At 60.9% G+C, this 20,445-nt stretch carries 20 protein-coding genes; 5 read left to right on the forward strand and 15 right to left on the reverse strand.

The features are described from left to right. Positions 1 to 188: 188 nt before the first annotated feature. Positions 189 to 485, forward strand: a complete 297-nt coding sequence (locus V6Z53_RS14375; RefSeq protein ID WP_338586183.1) for a DUF6124 family protein — start codon at positions 189 to 191, stop codon at positions 483 to 485. Between the two features lie 349 nt (positions 486 to 834). Here the strand turns inward: V6Z53_RS14375 and V6Z53_RS14380 are convergent, their stop codons facing one another. Further along, a complete protein-coding gene (locus V6Z53_RS14380; RefSeq protein WP_338586184.1) occupies positions 835 to 1,221 on the reverse strand; it encodes a VOC family protein in 387 nt (128 codons plus the stop codon). A gap of 99 nt (positions 1,222 to 1,320) precedes the next feature. Here V6Z53_RS14380 and V6Z53_RS14385 point away from each other — a divergent pair, with 99 nt between their 5' ends. After that, positions 1,321 to 1,899, forward strand: a complete 579-nt coding sequence (locus V6Z53_RS14385) for a nucleotidyltransferase family protein (protein WP_338586185.1) — start codon at positions 1,321 to 1,323, stop codon at positions 1,897 to 1,899. 36 nt (positions 1,900 to 1,935) lie between these two features. Here the strand turns inward: V6Z53_RS14385 and V6Z53_RS14390 are convergent, their stop codons facing one another. The 5 genes from V6Z53_RS14390 to V6Z53_RS14410 all read right to left on the reverse strand — a co-directional run bounded on the left by V6Z53_RS14390 (position 1,936) and on the right by V6Z53_RS14410 (position 6,675). Further along, complete coding sequence (locus V6Z53_RS14390; protein ID WP_338586186.1) at positions 1,936 to 3,585, reverse strand: arylsulfatase; 1,650 nt, start codon at positions 3,583 to 3,585, stop codon at positions 1,936 to 1,938. A gap of 235 nt (positions 3,586 to 3,820) precedes the next feature. Next, positions 3,821 to 4,267, reverse strand: a complete 447-nt coding sequence (locus V6Z53_RS14395) for a hypothetical protein (protein WP_338586187.1) — start codon at positions 4,265 to 4,267, stop codon at positions 3,821 to 3,823. Positions 4,268 to 4,385: 118 nt separating this feature from the next. After that, the gene (locus V6Z53_RS14400) at positions 4,386 to 4,688 is read right to left on the reverse strand and encodes a DUF1330 domain-containing protein (RefSeq protein ID WP_338586188.1); all 303 of its coding nucleotides are present in this window, start codon (positions 4,686 to 4,688) and stop codon (positions 4,386 to 4,388) included. Between the two features lie 82 nt (positions 4,689 to 4,770). Next, complete coding sequence (locus V6Z53_RS14405) at positions 4,771 to 5,439, reverse strand: type 1 glutamine amidotransferase domain-containing protein (protein WP_338586189.1); 669 nt, start codon at positions 5,437 to 5,439, stop codon at positions 4,771 to 4,773. 33 nt (positions 5,440 to 5,472) lie between these two features. After that, positions 5,473 to 6,675, reverse strand: a complete 1,203-nt coding sequence (locus V6Z53_RS14410) for an MFS transporter (RefSeq protein WP_338586190.1) — start codon at positions 6,673 to 6,675, stop codon at positions 5,473 to 5,475. 147 nt (positions 6,676 to 6,822) lie between these two features. Here V6Z53_RS14410 and V6Z53_RS14415 point away from each other — a divergent pair, with 147 nt between their 5' ends. Next, positions 6,823 to 7,737, forward strand: a complete 915-nt coding sequence (locus tag V6Z53_RS14415; RefSeq protein WP_338586191.1) for a LysR family transcriptional regulator — start codon at positions 6,823 to 6,825, stop codon at positions 7,735 to 7,737. A gap of 48 nt (positions 7,738 to 7,785) precedes the next feature. Here V6Z53_RS14415 and V6Z53_RS14420 read toward each other — a convergent pair whose 3' ends face one another. The 9 genes from V6Z53_RS14420 to V6Z53_RS14460 form a co-directional block, all read right to left on the reverse strand. Beyond that, complete coding sequence (locus V6Z53_RS14420; protein ID WP_338586192.1) at positions 7,786 to 8,004, reverse strand: DUF4287 domain-containing protein; 219 nt, start codon at positions 8,002 to 8,004, stop codon at positions 7,786 to 7,788. 66 nt (positions 8,005 to 8,070) lie between these two features. Beyond that, positions 8,071 to 9,651, reverse strand: coding sequence for an arylsulfatase (locus V6Z53_RS14425; RefSeq protein ID WP_338586193.1), 1,581 nt, complete (start codon positions 9,649 to 9,651; stop codon positions 8,071 to 8,073). Between the two features lie 84 nt (positions 9,652 to 9,735). After that, on the reverse strand, positions 9,736 to 10,368 hold the full coding sequence (locus V6Z53_RS14430; protein ID WP_338586194.1) for an SDR family oxidoreductase: 633 nt from the start codon (positions 10,366 to 10,368) through the stop codon (positions 9,736 to 9,738). Positions 10,369 to 10,612: 244 nt separating this feature from the next. Then, positions 10,613 to 11,437 (reverse strand): SDR family oxidoreductase, encoded by an 825-nt coding sequence (locus V6Z53_RS14435; protein WP_338586195.1) that lies wholly within the window; start codon positions 11,435 to 11,437, stop codon positions 10,613 to 10,615. 30 nt (positions 11,438 to 11,467) lie between these two features. Then, positions 11,468 to 11,884: a MaoC family dehydratase gene (locus V6Z53_RS14440; protein WP_338586196.1), complete on the reverse strand. Its 417-nt coding sequence runs from the start codon at positions 11,882 to 11,884 to the stop codon at positions 11,468 to 11,470. Between the two features lie 14 nt (positions 11,885 to 11,898). Then, positions 11,899 to 12,339, reverse strand: coding sequence for a MaoC family dehydratase N-terminal domain-containing protein (locus tag V6Z53_RS14445; RefSeq protein ID WP_338586197.1), 441 nt, complete (start codon positions 12,337 to 12,339; stop codon positions 11,899 to 11,901). 30 nt (positions 12,340 to 12,369) lie between these two features. Further along, positions 12,370 to 13,554, reverse strand: a complete 1,185-nt coding sequence (locus V6Z53_RS14450; RefSeq protein ID WP_338586198.1) for a lipid-transfer protein — start codon at positions 13,552 to 13,554, stop codon at positions 12,370 to 12,372. A gap of 27 nt (positions 13,555 to 13,581) precedes the next feature. Further along, positions 13,582 to 14,682: an acyl-CoA dehydrogenase family protein gene (locus tag V6Z53_RS14455; RefSeq protein WP_338586493.1), complete on the reverse strand. Its 1,101-nt coding sequence runs from the start codon at positions 14,680 to 14,682 to the stop codon at positions 13,582 to 13,584. 298 nt (positions 14,683 to 14,980) lie between these two features. Then, positions 14,981 to 17,812, reverse strand: a complete 2,832-nt coding sequence (locus tag V6Z53_RS14460; RefSeq protein ID WP_338586199.1) for a LuxR C-terminal-related transcriptional regulator — start codon at positions 17,810 to 17,812, stop codon at positions 14,981 to 14,983. Between the two features lie 216 nt (positions 17,813 to 18,028). Between V6Z53_RS14460 and V6Z53_RS14465 the strand changes: the two genes are divergently transcribed. Further along, the gene (locus tag V6Z53_RS14465; protein ID WP_338586200.1) at positions 18,029 to 18,832 is read left to right on the forward strand and encodes an enoyl-CoA hydratase-related protein; all 804 of its coding nucleotides are present in this window, start codon (positions 18,029 to 18,031) and stop codon (positions 18,830 to 18,832) included. Positions 18,833 to 18,886: 54 nt separating this feature from the next. After that, positions 18,887 to 20,443 carry a long-chain fatty acid--CoA ligase gene (locus V6Z53_RS14470; RefSeq protein ID WP_338586201.1) on the forward strand — a complete coding sequence of 519 codons (1,557 nt, stop codon included), beginning with the start codon at positions 18,887 to 18,889 and terminating at the stop codon, positions 20,441 to 20,443. Positions 20,444 to 20,445: the final 2 nt, after the last annotated feature.

Consider the following 20,445-nt stretch of genomic DNA (forward strand, 5'->3'; position numbering starts at 1 on the left):
TAGCCCGGATTCTTCATAGACCCAGAACGCCTCAGGGCGTTTTTTTGTGCTGGCTGCTTTGTGGCGGCTGTGCATGGGAGGCTTCGGCCTGCCGGGTTTCTATGACCGGTCTACCACCCTGTGTACAGCCGTCTCCCTATCTTGCGTGGTAGCAAATGGGGAGGTGCTCACTTCATAGGAGCTTCACAATGTTCAAACCCACTCCGAATCCTCCCGATACGGATAGCCAGATAGACACCGATCCCGAGTCGTCACCCCGCGGTCGCCGTCCCAACCCCATCTTCACCATCGCCCCCAACGTCAACAACGAAACCCTCCTGGTTCACGCCTGTGAAACCCTTGCCTCGGCCAGTGTCATGGCCAGTGAGTTGGCGTTTATCCTCGACGGTCCCAAATGCAATTTAGCCTTGGGAATCCAGCAGATGATTTCACTTGCAGAGTTGTCGGTGAACCGGGTGCTGGATCACCTTGATCCGCAGGAATAAGCGAAAACGCTTTTTGTAGGAGCGAGCTTGCTCGCGATGGTCTTCAGCGCGCCGCGTTTCTTCAGGGAGCGCGCGTCATCGTTCACGTCCATCGCGAGCAGGCTCGCTCCTACAGTAATCATCATCTGATCCGTATTTTTTGATGCTTTCTGCCTCTGTAATGCAATCAGCTGTAACCCCACAATAACAACACTTTCCGCCGCAACAGCAGCGGTTGCACCGCACATTCATGACGTAGGGGGCCTTATGGGCAAGATGGCGATTTTCCTCGGTGGTTTTTTGGTGGTGACGATTCTGATTGGCGTGCTGGCGACGATTTCGCCGGTGTGAGGTAACTGGTGTCGATGTTTCAGTGCCTCTGCGCAATCTGAATCAGATTGCCGCACGTGTCATCGAACACCGCCGTGGTCACCGGCCCCATCGCCGTCGGCGGTTGGGTGAAGCGCACGCCTTCGGCGCAAAGCCGTGTGTACTCGGCCTGCACATCGTCGACACCGAATGAGGTGTAGGGAATCCCGTCCTGCTTCACCGCCGACTTGAAGGGTTTGGCCGCCGGGTGGGCGTCAGGCTCCAGCAGCAATTCGACGCCATCGGGATCGCCCGGCGAGGTGAGGGTCAGCCAGCGGAACTGGCCCATCGGGATGTCATGTTTCAGTTCAAAACCCAACACGTCGCGGTAGAAGGCCAAGGCCTTGTCCTGGTCGTCGACCATCACGCTGGTCACCACAATCTTCATGAGTTTTTCTCCCGGCTGATGCGCAGTTTTTTGTCTCAGCGTAGCCGCTGATGGCGCAGATGTTTACGATGGGCGACCACAGGGAGCGAGGTATCGAAGATGACATTGACCGTCGAAAACCTGGTCAGGATCGCCATGGCCAATCCAGTCAACGCAGAAATCAGCGCACGCTTGCCGGCGCTCGGGTTGAGCCAGTGCATGCTGACCGCCGGGTGCCTGTTTCAGGCTGTGTGGAATCAGCAGGCGCAGTTGCCGCCCGCGTGGGGCGTGAAGGATTACGACGTGTTTTACTTCGATGAAGACCTGTCCTGGGAGGCCGAGAACGAGGTAATCCAGTCAGCGGCGCAGCTGTTTCGCGACCTGGACGTAAACGTCGAAATCAAGAATCAGGCCCGCGTTCACCTTTGGTATCACCAACGTTTCGGCGGGGATTATCCGCAGCTTCAGTCGTCCAGAGACGAGATCGATCGCTACCTGATTGCCGGTACGTGCATCGGCCTGGATATTGAAACCGGCGAAGTCTATGCCCCCAACGGCTTGACCGACACCGAGCAAGGGCTGCTTCGGATCAATCCGAAAAATCCCAAACCGGAATTGTTCGAACAGAAGGCCAGGAGTTATCAGGCACGCTGGCCCTGGCTGAAGATCATTGATCCCGCCACCACGGATCTGACCTGAACAGCGGCAGCCCCGAATGAGGCTGCCGCCAGACGGCTAGTTAGGTATTGCCAGGTTCACGCCTTCCTTCTGCAGGTCTTCGCGTATTGACTGGAATTTCTGGTACTTGGAGAGTTCGACCGGACCGTCGTAACCCATGCTTTGCATTTTGCGTGGAGGGTATTTGACATAGGTTTTCATCAGGTTGGTGATCGCGATGCTGATGGGCACCATTGTCCAGGTGTGCTCGGTGTAGTTGTTCATGAAGACGTCATAGCGTTCCTGGGGATCCTGCAGCAGGTCAAAGACTTGTGGAACGATCGCCACATACTTGCTCGCGCCTTTCCAGCCCAGGTTGGAATCGACCGCCAGGCCACCCGTCGGGGCTCCGTTGTCACCACGCAGGTTGAACACCGCCTTGTAGTGACCGACACGGGCGGCACCGGGCGACAGTTCGTTCTCGGTGAAGTAGAACCATTCTTTGCGTGGGTCAGGTCCGGTACCCAACAGCACAGGGGTCATGTCGTAGCTGTCAAACATGATCGGCTGGCCTTCGCGGTCTTTTTCCGGCAACTTCACTCCAGCCACGGATGCAAAGGTCGCCATCAAGTCCAGGCCACCGAGAATGTCGTGGTTTTTTGCATCGGCCTTGATTTTTCCTGGCCAGACCATGATTGCCGGCACCCGGTTGCCGCCCTCGCGCACCGTGCCTTTGGTGCCACGGAAAGGCGTGTAGCCGGCATCCGGATAAACATCCTGCCAGGCGCCGTTATCGGTGGTGTAAACCACCAGGGTGTTCTTATCCAGCCCCAGCGCCCTTAACTTGTCCATGATGCGCCCGATATGCGTGTCGAGTTCCACCACCGAGTCGGCGTACTTGGTCTTGGAGATCGACTTGTGCACGAACTCCGGTGCCGGCAAGTTTGGTTGGTGCACTTTCATGAAGTTGACGTTGATGAAGAAAGGTTTGTCGGACTTTGCCGCCGTGTCGAGAAATTCCAGCGCGGCTTTTTCCACGTAGTTGTCAAAGAACGGAATACCGACGACACCGGGTTTGCCGTCCACCACAGGCGTGTCGACGTACTGTCCATTGATCTTGAATTCCTCCACCGGCTTTTCACCGGCCTTGGCGGAAAGCGCGCCCTTGGTCACTTTGGCAAACATGGCGCGGGTTTCTTCATCCATGTCCGGGAACCAGGTAGGGTCGGCGTAGGTGTAGGCATTGAGGTGATACAGGCCGACGTATTTCATCACGTCGTAACCCTGGGCATTGGGCAGGGCGTAGTCGGCTTCGCCCAAATGCCATTTGCCGGTGAAATAGGTCTCATAGCCACCGGTTTTCAACACCGAGGCCAGTGTCCATTCAGCCGCAGGCAAACCACCGCCCTGACCCTGGAAGGCTACGGTGGTCATGCCACTACGGTTGGGGATGCGCCCGGTCTGCATGGCCGCCCGGCCCGGGGTGCAACTTGGCTGGGCATAAAACGAAAAGAAGGTGGTGCCTTCCTGCGCCAGCTGGTCGATGCTGGGCGTCGGCATGCCGCGACCGACACCGCCGCCATAGGGCCCGAGGTCACCGTAGCCGGTATCGTCGGATACGATGAACAGGATGTTGGTTTTTTCTGTCTGTGCAGCGTGACCTGTGTTCATTGCCATGAGCAGTGAACATGCAAGGTAAAACCTGGAGCGGTGCGAGAACTTTTTCATTCGGGTTTCCTTTCTCAAGTTCCGATCCTTGTTGCGGGCCGCTCAACCATCGAAGGCAATACAAGGATCTTTGTGAGTAACCCCCCAAACTTTTAGCCTGAATAAGCACGGGGCTTATCCCCATTACCATTCACAGCGCCCGTGAAAGACTAGTACGCAGTTTTCGTTCCGTTTGCTGTTGGCGATGTATTTCTGTGTCACTCGTCGTTTATATCGGGCCATGCCTAAAGTTGTTTCATTGAGCCTTTTGGTTGATATCGCCACAGAAAATATCAACGTTGCCATCGGTGGCTGCCGTTCGCACGACGATGGCGTGATCACTGGCAAGCAGTTCAGACAAGGGCACCGGTACGCTTCTTGAAAAGGTCCAGCCGCCTACGGGTTGGCGCTCGGTGTTGACCTTGTCATTCATCTCATACGCCACGGGGCCGGGTTGAGCGCAGCTGCCTTTGTAGATGAAAGAGTAGAGGCGCAAGGGCAGTACGACGCCGTTGGGAACGCCGCTGACGAAGAAGCTGAGCCCGGTTTGTTTGCCCCAGTCGGACAACGCCACATTGCCGATATGACCGCTGTTCTGCCGGGTGGCGTCCAGTTTCACCGACACACTTTTGTTTGATGATGTGGCGCACCCGAACAGACTAGCGGTGACCAATAGAACGGTAAGTGAGTTTTTGAGCTTCATTGCCAAACTCCTGTTGAAGAACTGCAAAGGGAGATTAGCGGGTATAGCTCAAATATCGTCTTCTGGCGGAAAGAGAACGGTCACAAAGGCTGCTATCGAACAATTAAATGCTCAACCGTTAAGCCGGTGAAACATCACTGCCTTCAACCAGCAGCATTCGATACTCCGCGCCATTGAATCGGTGCTGACGCGCCTCCTGATACGCAGGGCTGTCGTACCACGCGCGGGCGGCGGCCATGTCGGGAAAACGCAGGATGGCGACGCCTTCCGCTGGTGGGCCTTCCAGCACTTCGAGCTGGCCATAAAAGGCGAGGCGGGTGATGTCGTGGCCGGTGCGGGCGAGGGGAGCCTTCTGTGCGTACTGTTGCATTTGTTCGGCGTCGGTGGTGCGTTCGCGGATGAAAATGACGTAGGCGGACATGATGAATTCCTCAGTGAATTGAAAACGAACCTCGGGACGCTGGGCGCCGCACTGGCATGCCCAGCGTGTTTGCCTGCGAGGCTTAGCGCAGCGCTTCGATGATAGCTTTTGCCAAAGGGCCACCCGATGCCGGGTTCTGGCCGGTCAGCAGGCGGCCGTCGACCACGACCTTTTCCTGCCAGACCTCTGCCGAGGAAAACTCGGCACCGTCGGCGCGCAGCGCATCTTCAAGCAGGAACGGCACGTCAGCCTGGGCGTAGCCGGATTCTTCATCGTTGGAGAAGGAAGTCAGCTTGCGACCGCGAACCAGTGGGGTGCCGTCTTCCAGCTTGACGCCAAGGAATGCGGCCGGGCCATGGCAGACGGCGGCGACGAGCTTGCCGCCATTCCAGGCGCGCTCGACGGCGCGCTTCACGTCCGGGTCGGTGGCGATATCCACCATCGGGCCGAGGCCACCGGGGAAGAAGATCGCGTCGTAATCGAGGACATCCACTTCCGACAGTTTGCGGCTGTTGGCCATGCGGCGGATTGCCAAGCTGTTGCGGAACGCGAGCTGCGCAGGATCGCTTTCGTCGTAGCCGTCTTCTGGTGGCGTGCCGCCCAGTGGCGAGGCGTATTCGACCGCCACGCCCGCTTCGGCGAACACCTCGTACGGGTGGGCGACTTCAGGGAAGAAGTAGCCGGTGCGACGCTGGTTCGGACCGATTTCGGCAGTGTTGGTCAGGATGAACAGTACGTGTTTGATGCTCATGGTTTAACTCCTCGAAGATCGGAGACCTTCGTCTCAGGCGATTTGCGGCAGATTGACCGCGCGGGTGGATTGACGGGTGTTGATCAGGGTCAGGGCAAAGATCGCCAAACCGGCCAGGGTCAGGGCAAAACCGGCCCAGGCCACAGAGAGCAGGCCGTAGCCGGCATCAATCGTGTAGCCACCGCCCCAGGCGCCGATGGCGTTACCCAGGTTGCACGCGGCCAAAGTCATGGCGCCCACGAGGGAAGGTGCTTGCGGCGCAAAGCGGGTCAGGCGCACTTGCATGGTCGGGATGGCGGCCATCAAACCGGCACCGAGGACAAACAGCGCGGGGAACAGAATCCAGGGTTCTTGCCCGCCGGTAGCGATGATCAGCAGCACGCCGAGCGCTATACCAAAACCGAGCACGATGCCGCGCATCGGGTAACGGTCGGCCAGGCTGCCGCCAACCGAGTTGCCCACGGTCATGCCGATGCCGAAGAGGGCGAGGGCGACCGGGATCATGGCCGGTGCCAGTTTTGCCGCGTCGGTCACGATGGGGCCGACGAAGGTGTAGATCGCAAACAGGCTGGCAATCCCGGTGGTCGCAACCGCCATGACGCCCCAGACTTGCCCGCTGCGCAGCGCCGACAGTTCCTGGGTGATCGGAGCGCCGTTCAACGCCTCGGTACGTGGCAGCCACTGGCGGATCGCAAGCAGTGCCAGGCCGGAAAGAACAGCCACCGCGAGATAGGTTTCACGCCATCCCAGGTTTTGACCGAGGAACGTTGCCAGCGGCGAGCCGATGATCGTTGCGACGGTCAGGCCGGTCATGACGATGGCGAAGGCGCGGCCTTCCTGACCCGGCCCCATGATGTAGGACGCGACCATGGCGCCCGCACCGAAATAGGCGCCTTGGGGCAGGCCACTCAGGAAGCGGGCGGCCATCAGCAGGTTCAAATCGGTGGCGACCGCCGAAAGCACATTGCCGACGACAAACAGCGCCATCAGTGCTAGCAGCAATGTCCGCCGATTGAGCCGGGCCGCTGCAAGCGTCACCGCTGGCGCGCCGATGACGACTCCCACTGCGTAAGCGGTCACCGCGTTCGAGGCCTGCGGTACATCAATGCCCAGACTGGCAGAGACCAGCTGAATGATGCCCATGCTGGCAAATTCGGACGTGCCGATGCAGAAACTGCCGAGTGCCAGCGCAAACAGCGCCAGGGAGCGAGCGAGCTTGCTCGGTGAATTTGTCATGTAAAAGTCCTCGAATGAACTGGATGCCGTGAGCGAGCATTCCGTTGGATTTGGCGGATCCCTTTGGATGGGCTAACTTTGCTTCACGCCCAGATATTCGAGAAATTTACTTATCTGATTCTAGATATTCACAGAGCATTATGAGTCATGCGATACGACCTCAATCTCCTGCCGGTTTTCATGGCGCTCATGGAGGAGCGCAGCGTTACCCGGGCCGCCGCGCGCCTGGGCATCACCCAGCCGGCGTTGTCCAACGGGCTGAACCGGCTGCGCGACACGCTCAAGGATCCGCTGTTCATCCGTGAGCGCTACGGCATCAAACCCACGCAGTTCGCCGAAGAGATCGCGCCGGTCATCGCCGAGACCCTGGCCCGGCTGGATGAAGTGATCATCGGGAGGCAGCAATTTGATCCGGCGACTTCAAACCGGCAGTTCAACATTGCGCCGAACAGCTTCGTCGAGATCGTGCTGATGCCGAGCATCATCGCCCAGCTGCGATTGCAGGCACCCGGGGTCAAAGTGTCGCTCACGCCATTCGGCAATGACCTGACCGAAACCGGGGTGATTTCAGGCACGACGGACATGGCGCTCGGACGCATCATCGATCCGCCGGACAATTTGATCATTCAGCATTTGATGGACGATGGCCTGGCGTGCGTCGTGCGTGCCGACCATCCCGATATCGAAGACACGATGTCGCGCGAGCAATACGAGCAGTTGCGGCATGTCAACGTGCTGCCGCCGGGGCGAATGAAAGTCGGACTGTTCCAGGTGCTGGAACGTCAGGGTTTGCGCCGCGAGCTGGCCATTTCAGTCACGCATTTCCTGGCGGTGCCGGAGATCATCGCCGTCACCGATTATTGCGCGACGCTGCCTCGACTCATCTGCAACCAGATTGCCCAGGACCCGCGATTCAAGGTGGTGGAATCGCCTGTGGACCTGGGTACCTTCCCGGTGGAAATCGCCTGGCACGTTCGTTATCGCAACGATCCGGCCCACCAGTGGTTGCGACAGTTGCTGATTGAAACGGCTGCTGAGTTGACGGGAAAAAAGGAGGGTTGAACGAAGGCGCCGGTTTTGGCCGACGCCATCGTCAGTGACGCTGGAGGGTCAAGCGCTTTTGCTGGCGGCCAAATGGTAGGCAACCAAAGCGTTGGCATGGCCATGACCCATACCGTGTTCGGTCTTGAGCCAGGCCACCATTTCCATGTGCTTCTTGTCACTGGCTGTTTTGAGCAGATCGAGCCAGTGGTTGATAGGTTGCCCGTACTTCTTTTCGATGGAAGGGAAGTACGAAGCCGGTCCTTTGGTTTTTGTATCTTCGGTCACGGTGCAAACTCCACAAATTTGAGGAACGTCAGCCACGACCTTAGCCGTTTTTTTTCAAGCGTCTAGTCACGGCTTCGACGGGTTGTTGATCTTCTCCTGGATTTTCGCGTCCACCGTCGCACGGATCTGATCGATGCTGAAACTCGCCGGTTTCTGGCTGGGCGGGTATTCGACGAAGGATTGCAGGAAGCGCGCAGCCTTGGCCACACCGGCTGCCAGCAGGTAGGAGTTCTTCACGGTCCAGTCGTAATACTGGTCAGAAACCATGTCGGCCCGTTCATACGGGTCCATCCGCAGGTTGAACAGTTTCGGCACGCGCAACGGCACGAACGGGCTGCTCCACACGGCGAAACCACCGGGTTCACGCTGTTCGGCGAAGACCACTTTCCAATTGTCGTAACGCATGGAAACCAGCACGCCGTCGTCGTTGAAGTAGTAGAACTCCTTGCGCTCCCCCTTGGGCTGCTGACCGGTCAGGTACGGCAACTGGTTGTAGCCGTCCAGGTGCACTTTGAAACTGCTGGCGCCGGTAGTCGGAGCCCAGCCCTTGAGCAGTTTGTTTTTCACATCGGTTTCACCCGCCGCCGCGAGCAGCGTCGGGAACCAGTCCATGCCCGAGAACATCTCGTTGGAGACTTCACCGGCCTTGATCTTGCCCGGCCAGCGCACGATGGCCGGTACGCGGTAGGCGCCTTCCCAGTTGGAGTTCTTCTCGTTGCGGAACGGCGTGGTTGCCGCATCCGGCCAGGAGAACTGGTTCGGGCCGTTGTCGGTGGTGTAGACGACGATGGTGTTGTCGGCGATTTTCAGGTCGTCGAGGGTCTTCAGCAGTTTACCGACGTCGCCGTCGTGCTCAAGCATGCCGTCGGCGTACTCGTTGCCGGGCATGCCGCTTTGGCCCTTCATCGACTCGCGCACGTGGGTGAAGACGTGCATGCGCGTGGTGTTCATCCAGACGAAGAACGGCTTGTCCGCCTTGGCCTGTTTCTCGATGAAGGTTTGCGTAGCGGCGGTGGTTTCGTCGTCGATGGTTTCCATGCGCTTGCTGGTCAGGGCGCCGGTGTCTTCGATCTTGCCGTCGGCGTAGCTGTGGATCACGCCACGGGGTGTGCGGGTTTTGACGAAGTCCGGGTCATCCTTGGGCCAGTACGGGCGTTCGGGTTCTTCTTCGGCGTTGAGGTGATAGAGGTTGCCGAAGAACTCGTCGAAACCGTGGTTGGTCGGCAGGAATTCATCCTTGTCGCCGAGGTGGTTCTTACCGAATTGGCCGGTGGCATAACCCTGGGACTTGAGCGCCTGGGCGATGGTGATGTCACGCTTCTGGATACCGATCGGCGCACCCGGTACGCCGACCTTGGTCAGGCCGGTGCGCAGCGGCGACTGGCCGGTGATGAACGACGAGCGCCCGGCAGTGCAGCTGTTCTCCGCGTAGTAGTCGGTGAACATCATGCCTTCTTTGGCGATGCGGTCGATGTTCGGCGTCTTGTAGCCGACCACGCCCATGGAATAGGCGCTGATGTTGGTCTGGCCGATATCGTCGCCGAAGATCACCAGAATGTTGGGTTTGTCAGCGGCGTTCGCCGCCATAGCCATGACCGTTGTCGCCATGAAGGCGAGTTTCGGCAGCCACTTTGTTATGCGAGTCATCTGACTGGCTCCTTGTTGACGGGCGTCGCGCAGGGCGACCGGTCCCGATGTTCAAGGCCCGCCAGCGACAACGCGCCACCCGAATCAGGTAGCGTGATTGTCGATGTGCAATACCGCTCCGGTCACGCTGGCGCCCGCGCCGCTCGCCAACAGCAACAAAGGACCGTTGAGCTCTTGCAGGACAGCGTCCTGGCCTCGACCGGCAGCGATCACATTGACGCGAATCCGGTGCGGCGTCAGCGATTGGGCCATGGCGCGGCTCATGCGGATCAGGCTGCTGTTGGCCCGCAGGCACGGGTTGGGCTCGGAAATCAGACGCGGCGGTGGGTCGATGTTGACGATGCTGCCGCCACGTTCGGCTTTGATCATGTGCAAGCTGGTGCAGTGAACGATGTGGTTGTTCAGCGCAATGTGTTCACGCTCGGCGCTGTTGTTGATCAGCACATCGACGCTGCCGAAGCGCTCTTCAACCGCCGCCAGCGCCGCCTCGATACTGGGACGACGGGCGCTGTCGAGGCTGACGGTCAACACTTCGCCGCCTTCCCAGCGCAGGTCCGCCGTCAATTGTTCCAGCTGCGAAGGGTGCTGTGCGCCAATGGCCACACGGGCACCGGCAAGACTGATCAACCGGGCGAAATGCGCGCCCAAACGAGTGGTGGCATCGGCCACGAGTACGGTTTTTCCGGCCATGGAAAACGGTTGCATGAGGTCGCTCATCAACGTGCCTCCATCGGTGCGGCACGGCGCAGGGTGCTTTCAGTCATGTTCATGGGGTGATCCTGCGGTCATCAAGCTCATGCAGAGTGGTGGCAAGGGAGCTGTTGTGGCGAGGGAGCTTGCTCCCGCTCGGCTGCGAAGCAGTCGTCTCCCTGTCAATGCGCAGCAACTGACAGATTGTCGGGGGCCGCTTCGCAGCCCAGCGGGAGCAAGCTCCCTCGCCACAGTGTTTGTTGCTTATGGGTTATTGCAGATTGCCGGCGACGGCGATGGTCTGCGCCGTGATGTAGTTCGACTCCGGAGAGCAGAACAGGTACACGGCGTCGGCCGCTTCCTTGGTGGTGCCGGGGCGACCCAACGGGTTGCGCTGGGCGAACGACTTGGCCGCTTCCGGGCTGATGCCGACGCGGATGTCGCGGCCTTCGATGTTCACGGTCGCGCCGGCATGGGCGTCGGCGCTGGTCATGCGGGTTTCGATGAAACCGAAGGCCACGGCGTTGACGTTGACCTTGAAGCGGCCCCATTCGCGTGCCAGGGCACGGGTCATGCCGAGCACACCGGCCTTGGCCGAGGAATAGTTCATCTGCCCGGCGTTGCCGTTGAGCGCCGACACCGACGAGATGTTCACCACTTTGCGGAACACTTCACGTTCGGCGGCGGCGTCTGCCTGTGCTTGTGCCTTGATGATCGGGTAGGCGGCACGCAGGATGCGGAATGGCGCGGTCATGTGGCAGTCGAGAATGGCGTACCACTGCTCGTCACTCATCTTCTGGATCACGTCGTCCCAGGTGTAGCCGGCGTTGTTGACGATGATGTCGATGCCATTGAAGTTGTCCATCGCGGTCTTGATGTAGCGCTCGGCGAAATCCGGGGCGCTGACGTTGCCGTGGCAGACAGCGGCTTCGCCACCCATTTTGCGGATCATCTCAGCGGTCTCGTGGGCCGGATCGGCGTCGAGGTCGTTGATCACGATGCGCGCGCCTTCGCTTGCCAGTTTCAGGGCGATTTGCTGGCCGATGCCACGACCGGAACCGGTGACCAGTGCGATTTTGCCGTCGAGTTTTGCCATGGGGTGTTGCTCCTCAATTCTTGGGTTTGTTTACAGAGCGATCACAGCGTCACCAATAATCTTGGTGGCGCCGTATTGATTGGTGGTGCGCACTTCGACCTTGATGCGTTGCTCGCCGTCTACTTCAAAACGCTCGACTACAGCACCGGTGCAGGTGATCTGGTGGCCCAGGTGGGTGATACCGAGAAAGCGCACGCCGAACTCGCGCAACTGGCGCTGATCGACCCATTGGGTCAGCAGGCGACCGAGGTAGGCCATCGACAACATGCCGTGGGCGAACACGTCGGGCATGCCGGCCTTGCGTGCGTAATCGGTGTCGATGTGGATGGCGTTGTAGTCACCCGACGCACCGGCAAACAGCGCCAGGGTGGTGCGGTTGATCGGCGGCAGGGCCAGCGGTGGCAGGGTGTCGCCGACGTTGATTGTTTCCAGGCTTATGGCGTTCATGGTTGTTCTCCGCTTCAGCTGTTGCGCTGCACGAGCACGCTGCGCAGGTCCGCGACGTGCTCACCGTGCTGATTGGTGACTCGGGTTTCGCGCACCACGAATTCCAGCGCGCCACCTTTCTTGTCGTAGATGTCGGCGATGCGCACATCGAAGCGCAGGGTGTCGCCGGCATAGGCCATGCGGTGATAACGGAACGACTCTTCACCGTGCAGGATGCGCGCGGTGACGATGCCCAGTTCGTCACGCCAGGCGTTCGACGGGATCTGGAATTCCAGCGAGAACAGGAAGGTCGGCGGTAACGGCAGACCAGGATGGCCGGCATCGCGAGCAGCCTGCTCGTCGAAGTAGATCGGGTTGGTTTCCCCGGTGGCCCTGGCGAAGAAACGCAGTTGCCCGGCTTCAGCGGTGGCGAGGAACGTGGGCAGTTGTCTGCCGATGTGTTTCTTGTCGATCATCTGAGTGACTCCTCTTCAATGCCCGCGGCTTCAGTGCTTCTGGTACACGGTGACGACACAGGCACCGCCCAGGCCGAGGTTGTGTTGCACCGCGATGCGCGCGTCCTGCACCTGGCGTTTGTCGGCGGTGCCGCGCAACTGGTGGGTCAGCTCGTAGCACTGCGCAAGACCGGTGGCACCCAGCGGGTGGCCCTTGGAGAGCAGGCCGCCAGACGGGTTGGTCACCCACTCGCCGCCGTAGGTGTTGTCGCCATCGTTGACCAGTTGCTCGGCGCTACCTTCGGCGCACAGGCCCAGGCCTTCGTACGTCAGCAGCTCGTTCTGCGCGAAGCAGTCGTGCAACTCGATCACGTCGATGTCTTTTGGCCCGATGCCGGCCTGGTTGTAGGCGATGTCGGCGGCCATGCGCGTCATGTCGAAACCGACCACGCGGATCATGTCTTTGGCGTCGTAAGTGCTCGGCAGGTCGGTGGTCAGGGACTGGCCGGCCATCAACACGTCGGTGCGCAGGCCGTGCTTCTTCGCGAAGGCTTCGGAAACCACGATGCTGGCGGCGGCGCCGCAGGTCGGCGGACAGGCCATCAAGCGGGTCAGCACGCCTTCCCAGAGCATTGGCGCAGCCATGACTTCTTCGGTGCTGACCACGTTGCGGAACACCGCCAGCGGGTTGTTGGCCGCGTGACGGCTGGCCTTGGCGCGGATCTTGGCGAAGGTGTCCAGTTGCGTGCCGTACTTCTGCATGTGGGCGAAACCGGCACCGGCGAACTGGCGGATCGCCGTCGGCAGGTCGGGCATGCCGACCAGTTCGTTGGTCAACTTGAGCGCGCGTTCGGTGGCCGGCGCGCGATCGGTCCAGGCGGACTTCAGCGCGCCCGGGTTCATCTGTTCGAAGCCGAACGCCAGGGCGCAGTCCACCGCGCCGCTGGCCACGGCCTGACGCGCCAGGAACAACGCACTGGAACCAGTGGCGCAATTGTTGTTGACGTTGATCAGCGGGATGCCGGTCATGCCCACGCGATACAACGCTTTCTGGCCGCAGGTGGAGTCGCCGTAGACATATCCGGCGTAGGCCTGCTGGATGTCACGAAAGTCGAGGCCGCAATCGGCCAGGGCCAGGCGAATCGCTTGTTCACCCATGATGTCGTAGGGCTCGTTGGTCCCCGGTTTTTTGAACTGGATCATGCCGACGCCAGCCACGAACACTTTTTGGCTCATCGTTGTTTTCCTTGTTGTTAGAGAGATTCAGAGCTTGCGCGCGATCATTTCGCGCATGACTTCACTGGTGCCGCCGTAGATGCGGTTGACGCGCATGTCGACAAACGCGCGGGCGATCGGGTACTCCATCATGTAGCCGTAGCCACCGTGGAGCTGAACCATGTCGTCGATGCATTTCCACAGGGTTTCGGTGGTGTAGAGCTTGGCGATCGCGGCTTCTTCGAGGGTCAGGCGCCGACGCATGTGTTCGCCCAGGTAGTAATCGACCATGACGCGCATGGCGGTGGCCTGGGCCTTGATGTCGGCGAGCTTGAACTTGGTGTTCTGGAAGTCCCACACGGTCTGATTGAACGCCTTGCGGTCTTTCACGTACTCGATGGTCTGCTTGAGCAGGCTTTCCAGTTTGGCGGCGGCGGACACGGCGATGGAGAAGCGTTCTTGCGGCAGTTCGCCCATCAGGTAGGTGAAGCCCAGGCCTTCTTCACCGAGGCGATTGCCTACCGGCACGCGAACGTTGTCGAAGAACAATTCGGCGGTGTCCTGGGCGTGCTGGCCGACCTTTTCGAGTTTGCGCCCGCGCTTGAAGCCGGCGCGGTTGGTTTCCACGGCGATCAGGCTGATGCCCTTGGCGCCGGCGGTTGGGTCGGTCTTGCACACGACGATCACCAGGTCGGCGGTCAGGCCGTTGCTGATGAAGGTCTTGCTGCCATTGATGACGTATTCGTCGCCCTCGCGTACGGCGGTGGTGCGCACGGCTTTCAGGTCGCTGCCGGTGCCGGGTTCGGTCATGGCGATGGCGAGGATGATTTCGCCTGAGCAGATGCCCGGCAGCCATTTCTGTTTCTGTTCGTCGTTGCCGCAGCGGTTGATATACGGGGCGATAACGTCGGAATGCATGCCGAAATAGGCACCGCTCACACCGGCCCGGGCGAACTCTTCGTTGAACACCGCGCAGTGGCCGAAATCACCGCCGCCGCCACCGTATTCGGTGGGCAGGCTGATGCCGAGCAAACCTTCGCGACCGGCCTTGAGCCAGGTTTTCCGGTCGACCTGACCGGCCTTGTCCCACTCGGCCTGACGAGGCAGGCACTCACGCTCGAAGAAACGCCGCACGGTGGTACGGAACATTTCATGGTCGTCGCGGAAAACGGTTCGGGCGATGTGCACGCAAGACTCCTCATCGATGGCAGGCCGGCAGTGGGCCGAGCGCCTGTGAATGAGGCTTACGATAGGTGGGGGGCATCGGACGAACGCCACCCGAGGTGGGTGGCGGGTTGGAAATTCAGGACAACTGTTTTTTTTGAATCAAACACAATCCCTGTGGGAGCTAGCCTGCTAGCGATGGCGGACTGTCAATCAATTCAAATGTCGACTGTCACTCCGTCATCGCTAGCAGGCTAGCTCCCACAGGGTTCTCTATTGGCAGTTAGTGGGTGGCAGTGCCTGGATCGTCCCGCGACTCCAGATCCCGAACCCGCGCCACCGCTTCATCGCGGCTGCTGACGCCGAGCTTGCTGTAGATGTGGCTCAGGTGCCATTTCACGGTTTCCGGGGACAGCCCCAGGGCGCGGGCAATTTTCTTGTTGGGCAAGGCTTGGGCCAGCAGGCGCACGACTTCGATTTCCCGCTCGCTCAAGGGCTCGATGCCGGCCGCCAGCGGTTTGCTGGTTGTCGGTGTGGCCGGTTTATCCTTCGAGACGGCAGGCGCTGTCACGTTGGCCGCTTGCAGCCGCTCGACATAGAACGCCAGCACCGGGTCGAGGGTTTCCCGGCTGGCGATCTCGGAGATCAGCTTCAGCCCATCCTGATGGGCATCGAGCAGACTGCGCACCAGACCGAAGCGCTGCCCCCGGCGCAAGGCTTCCATGATCTTGTCCCGCGCCAGTTCATGATTGCCGCGCTCGGACTCGATCACCGCACCCAGGACCAGCAGGCGCACCGTGCCGAGTTGGCGGCGATGGCGTTCGCAGGTCTCGATCAATCGTTCGATGCGCGTCGCCGCACCGTTCAGGTCGCCTTGAGCCAGTTGCCAGCGCACACGGGCGTTTTCGGTGAGGATGTGGATTTCCTTGAGCGCCGTGTGCCCGGCATCCGGGTGACGGGCATCGATGGCCTCCAGGCGCGTCAGTTTGGCGTGGGCCGCCGCCGATTCGCCGAGGATCAACAACCAGCGCACCTGCCAGGTCAGGCAATACGCTTGCAGCCGTTCCAGGCCGAGCTTGATCGCGTACTCGTCCAGCCGTTCGACGAACGCCAGCGCTTCCTGCTGGTTGCCCGCCAGCCATTGCACGTTCCAAAGTACTTGCAGCACGCGCAGGACCGAGTCGGGGATCGAAATCCGCTCCAGGATATCGATCCAGCCCGACAGCAGTTTGAACGCTGCGTCGACGTCGTTGGTTTCGTACAGCACTTCGCCCAGCAGCGCAGCGGAGAGGTAAGTCGCGTCGGCGCCGGCCTTGCCGCACTGGCCGGCCTCATGCAGCACATCGCGATAAACCCTTTCCGCCTGGGTCATCTGGCCTTCCAGCGCCAGGCTCAGGCCAATCATGCAACGCCCCTGAAGGCTGCCCGCCGTGGTGCCCAGCAACGGCTCGCCATTGATCAGCAAGGCAGGGCGGTCGAGTTGCACCTGGCGGGCCTTTTCATATTCGCCGCGATGCATGTACAGCCACGACAGGATGTTCGCGCAAGAACCGATGGCCACGCTGTTGCTGCCCGGTGGCGGGTTGAGCAATTGCGGCAGCACCGACATGGCCGCGTCGGTGTCATCCCGCTGCAATGCCAGGGAAGCGCGCAGCAGCGAGATCATGAAACGGTCATGCACCTCGCTCTCGGGAACGTCGCGGAACAGTTGCTCCAGGCTGTTGGTGCAGGCATCGAAATCCCGGGCATAGAGTTGCATCCGGGCCTTGAGGATCCGCAGCTTGACCCGCGCCTGTACTTGCTCGACCGGCAGCAGCCGAACCAGCTCGATCAACATGCGCAGGTCGCCATGGGCATACAGCGCCTCGGCGTTCTGCTCCACCAGATCGGCAGCGGCCGAGGGATCGCCGCCCATCACCGCATGGTGCACTGCTTCGTCCAGGTAACGATGGTCACGGAACCAGTTCCAGGCACGGACATGCACGGCGTGTTGTTCGGCCTGGCTGCGTGAATCGAAATACTTGAGCAGGGTTTCGCGCAGCAACGGGTGCAGGCGGTACCAGGTTTCGCGTTCGGCGCTGTCCACCGGGATCAGGAACAAATTGTCCCGCTCCAGGCGCGCCAGCAGCGCATTGGCTTCGGAAACCGCCTCGGGATGACCACTGAGGGCGGCGCACAGCGAAGCACAAAAGCGGTTGCAGACGGCCATGAGCAACATCAGGTCGAGATCGGTCGGAGACAGGTGGGACAGCACCTCGACTTCAAAAAACTTGGCGAAGGCCTGATTGTCCCGCACCTGAATCTGTACTGAAGGGGTGCCCGTGGTCGCCGGTGGCCGGTTCTTTTTGCGGCTGACCGCGAGCAGTTGCAGGCCCGCCGCCCAACCGTCGGTCAGCTCGTGCATCTGCTTGGCGTCGCGGGCGTCGATCTCGCCCAGTTGCGCCTTGAGGAATTGCTCGGATTCCGCCGGGGTAAAGCGCAAGTCGCGCAGGTTCAATTCCAGCACCAGCTCCTGGCTGCGCAACCGCGCCAGGGACAACGGCACGGCGCTGCGCGAGACCAGCGCCAGATGCAGGTTGACCGGCGCGTAGTCGATCAGCCATTGCAGGGCCTGATGAATGCCCACGTCGGTCAGGTGATGAAGGTCATCGAGCACCAGCACCAGTTCGCGGCCGCGACTGGCAATGCTGCGCACCAGGGTGATGACCGTGCGTTCCACCGCTTCGCTGTCGATGCCGCGACCTTCCAGCTGGGTGGCTTCGCGCACCAGCGCGGGGTCGATCTGGCCGAGACTGGCGAGCAGATAATCGATGAAACGGGTCAATTCGTTGTCATCAGCCGACAGCGTCAACCACGCCACATCGAACCCCAACGGCATCAGCGCCTGGCGCCAGGCAATCAGCGTCGAGGTCTTGCCGCAACCGGCCGGGCCCTTGAGCACGATGCAGCGCTGGCGGCGGGCCTTGAGCATTTGTTCTTGCAGGCGTTCGCGGGAAATCAGGCGCCCGGCGCTGCGCGGCGGAACCAGTTTGGTGCTGACGATCGGCGACTGTGACGGATTCAAGACCTGGCTCGCGAGCGTGTCCGATGCATTGGACTTGCGGTGTTTGTCCATGGGGTTGTCCGAATCATTTTTGTTTTGAGAATGCATTGAATCCAATCGAGTGTAACCCACAGCCCGAATGTCATGACCCTGACTTCGGCATCCGCCACCCGATGCGGGTGGTCGTCGACGATTCACGGATTGATCTACTGGACGGCATAACAACAGGAGTGCCGCCTGGCGCTCCATCAGAACAGCGCAGCAGCGGTGGAGCGCAGGAGTTAGCCCATGGCCATTCAGTTCAAGATCATCGATCACGTGGCACTGATCACGCTCGATGCGCAACAGTCGAACAATGCGCTGAGCGCCAGCGACCTGATGCACCTGCGCAAGACCCTTGGCGCCTGCCAGGATGACGAGCAGGTGCGGGTCATCGTGCTGACCGGTGCCGGAGAGCGTGCCTTTTGTTGCGGCGCGAGCCACAAGGAATCATTGCGGCCGGCGTCCGGTTTTATCGCCGGGACGTTGAAAAGCCGCGAGACCGAAGCCGAGGAGGGTGGTTACACACGCCTGTTCGACCTCAGCGACCTGGACATCTGGAAGCCGATCGTCGCCGCGATCAATGGCGCCTGCCTGGGCGGTGGTCTGGAGCTGGCGCTGCAATGTGACCTGCGGATCGCCGCCGACACGGCCACCTTCGGCTTGCCGGAAGTGCGCGACGCGACCATTCCGGCCGCGGGCGGCGTGCAATTGCTGCTGCGCGCGATTCCCGCCGCCCACGCCATGAAAATCGCCCTGACGGGAGAGCCGGTCAGCGCCGGGGAAGCCTTGCGCATCGGGCTGATCATCGACCTGCTGCCCCAGGAGCGATTGCTCTCGACGGCCCTGGACCTGGCCGAGCGCATTGCCGCCAACGGCCCGCTGGCGGTGCAGTCGATCAAGCGTTTGGCCCTGCAAACCAGCCACCTGACGCCACGGGATTTCGCCATCCAGTCGCATCTTCATTGGGGTTTGTTGCGCGACAGCGAGGATCACGCCGAAGGGCGCATGGCCCTGGCCGAACAACGTAAACCGACCTACACCGGCACCTGACCCGCTGCGCCCATTTCGTCCCTGCCTGACAACAATAATTTACAGGAGAGCCCCATGTATCTGACCCAAGGCCTGCACCATGTGCTGCAACAACGCCCGAATGCACTGGCGACCGTTTTTCGCGACCGCCGCCGCACCTATGCCGAACTGGCCGACCGCGTCGCTCGCCTCGCCGGTGCGTTGCAGCAACTGGGCATGCAGACTGGCGACCGGGTCGGCCTGCTGGGCCTGAACTCCGACCGCTTCCTCGAATACTTCCTCGCGACCTGGTGGGGCGGCGGCGTGGTCAACCCGGTGAATATCCGCTGGAGCGTGCCGGAAATCGTTTATTCGCTGGACGACTGCGACACCCGCATCCTGCTGATCGACGACACGTTCCTGCCCATGGCCGAAGGCATCGCCAGCACCGCCAGGGTGCGACCGTTGCTGATCCATATCGGCGACGGTCCGTTGCCTGAGGGCATGCTCTCCTACGAGCAACTGATCCGGGACGCAGCGCCGGTCGACGATGCGTTTCGCGGCGGCGACGACCTGGCCAGCATCATGTACACCGGCGGCACCACCGGGCGGCCGAAGGGTGTCATGCAATCGCACATGAACCTGTGGTCGGCGGCCGTGGCCCGGGCTGCCGATGTGCCGGTGCCGACCGATGCCCTGACCCTGCACATCGCGCCGATGTTTCATCTGGCGGCGCTGTCGCGGGTGATCCTGATTTCGCTGCTCGGGCTGCCGAGCATCTTCGTCCCGGCCTTCGATGCGCTGGACGTGATGCGCACTATCGAGCGTGAACGCATCACCGACATCCTGATTGTGCCGACCATGTTGCAAGTGCTGATCATGCACCCGGAATTCGCAAAACATGATTTGAGTTGCCTGCGCTGCCTGACCTATGGCGCCTCGCCGATTGCCGTGCCTTTGCTGGAAATGGCCCTGAAAGCCTTGCCGAATGTCGAGTTCACCCAAGGCTACGGCATGACCGAAGCCGCGCCACCGATCACCGCCAATGGCCCGGAAAACCATAACGCCGCAGGCATCGCCAGTGGCCGGTTGCGTTCGGCCGGACGGCCGGGGCTGGGGGTGACCGTGCGCATCGTCGACGAACACGACAACCCGGTCCCGCGCGGCACCGTAGGCGAAGTGGTGGTGCGCGGCCCGAACATCATGCTCGGCTACTGGAACAACCCCGAGGAAACCGCCAAGGCCCTGCGCGGTGGCTGGATGCACACCGGTGACGGCGCCTACATGGACGACGAGGGTTACATCTACATCGTCGACCGCTTCAAGGACATGATCGTCAGCGGTGGCGAGAACGTGTATTCCGGCGAAGTGGAAAGCGCCATCGCCAGCCACCCGGCCGTCGCGGCCTGTGCGGTGATCGGCATTCCCTGTGCGCAATGGGGCGAAGCGGTGCACGCAGTGGTGGTGCTCAAGCCGGACAATCAAGTGGTAGACGCGCAGATCATCGAACACTGCCGCCGCCAGATTGCCGGCTACAAGACCCCGAAATCGGTGGAGTTCCGCATGAGCCTGCCATTGTCGGGCGCCGGCAAAGTGCTCAAGCGCGACCTGCGTGAACCGTTCTGGGCCGGCACGGATCGGGGTGTGAGCTGACA

The organism is Pseudomonas sp. MAG733B (assembly GCF_036884845.1).
GTDB lineage: Bacteria > Pseudomonadota > Gammaproteobacteria > Pseudomonadales > Pseudomonadaceae > Aquipseudomonas.

What these genes read in the sequence shown, in the direction of transcription:
- V6Z53_RS14375 (WP_338586183.1), top strand. Translation starts at nt 189, where the DNA reads ATGTTCAAACCCACTCCGAATCCTCCCGATACGGATAGCCAGATAGAC.
- V6Z53_RS14380 (WP_338586184.1), bottom strand. Translation starts at nt 1,221, where the DNA reads ATGAAGATTGTGGTGACCAGCGTGATGGTCGACGACCAGGACAAGGCC.
- V6Z53_RS14385 (WP_338586185.1), top strand. Translation starts at nt 1,321, where the DNA reads ATGACATTGACCGTCGAAAACCTGGTCAGGATCGCCATGGCCAATCCA.
- V6Z53_RS14390 (WP_338586186.1), bottom strand. Translation starts at nt 3,585, where the DNA reads ATGAAAAAGTTCTCGCACCGCTCCAGGTTTTACCTTGCATGTTCACTG.
- V6Z53_RS14395 (WP_338586187.1), bottom strand. Translation starts at nt 4,267, where the DNA reads ATGAAGCTCAAAAACTCACTTACCGTTCTATTGGTCACCGCTAGTCTG.
- V6Z53_RS14400 (WP_338586188.1), bottom strand. Translation starts at nt 4,688, where the DNA reads ATGTCCGCCTACGTCATTTTCATCCGCGAACGCACCACCGACGCCGAA.
- V6Z53_RS14405 (WP_338586189.1), bottom strand. Translation starts at nt 5,439, where the DNA reads ATGAGCATCAAACACGTACTGTTCATCCTGACCAACACTGCCGAAATC.
- V6Z53_RS14410 (WP_338586190.1), bottom strand. Translation starts at nt 6,675, where the DNA reads ATGACAAATTCACCGAGCAAGCTCGCTCGCTCCCTGGCGCTGTTTGCG.
- V6Z53_RS14415 (WP_338586191.1), top strand. Translation starts at nt 6,823, where the DNA reads ATGCGATACGACCTCAATCTCCTGCCGGTTTTCATGGCGCTCATGGAG.
- V6Z53_RS14425 (WP_338586193.1), bottom strand. Translation starts at nt 9,651, where the DNA reads ATGACTCGCATAACAAAGTGGCTGCCGAAACTCGCCTTCATGGCGACA.
- V6Z53_RS14430 (WP_338586194.1), bottom strand. Translation starts at nt 10,368, where the DNA reads ATGAGCGACCTCATGCAACCGTTTTCCATGGCCGGAAAAACCGTACTC.
- V6Z53_RS14435 (WP_338586195.1), bottom strand. Translation starts at nt 11,437, where the DNA reads ATGGCAAAACTCGACGGCAAAATCGCACTGGTCACCGGTTCCGGTCGT.
- V6Z53_RS14440 (WP_338586196.1), bottom strand. Translation starts at nt 11,884, where the DNA reads ATGAACGCCATAAGCCTGGAAACAATCAACGTCGGCGACACCCTGCCA.
- V6Z53_RS14445 (WP_338586197.1), bottom strand. Translation starts at nt 12,339, where the DNA reads ATGATCGACAAGAAACACATCGGCAGACAACTGCCCACGTTCCTCGCC.
- V6Z53_RS14450 (WP_338586198.1), bottom strand. Translation starts at nt 13,554, where the DNA reads ATGAGCCAAAAAGTGTTCGTGGCTGGCGTCGGCATGATCCAGTTCAAA.
- V6Z53_RS14455 (WP_338586493.1), bottom strand. Translation starts at nt 14,682, where the DNA reads ATGTTCCGTACCACCGTGCGGCGTTTCTTCGAGCGTGAGTGCCTGCCT.
- V6Z53_RS14460 (WP_338586199.1), bottom strand. Translation starts at nt 17,812, where the DNA reads ATGGACAAACACCGCAAGTCCAATGCATCGGACACGCTCGCGAGCCAG.
- V6Z53_RS14465 (WP_338586200.1), top strand. Translation starts at nt 18,029, where the DNA reads ATGGCCATTCAGTTCAAGATCATCGATCACGTGGCACTGATCACGCTC.
- V6Z53_RS14470 (WP_338586201.1), top strand. Translation starts at nt 18,887, where the DNA reads ATGTATCTGACCCAAGGCCTGCACCATGTGCTGCAACAACGCCCGAAT.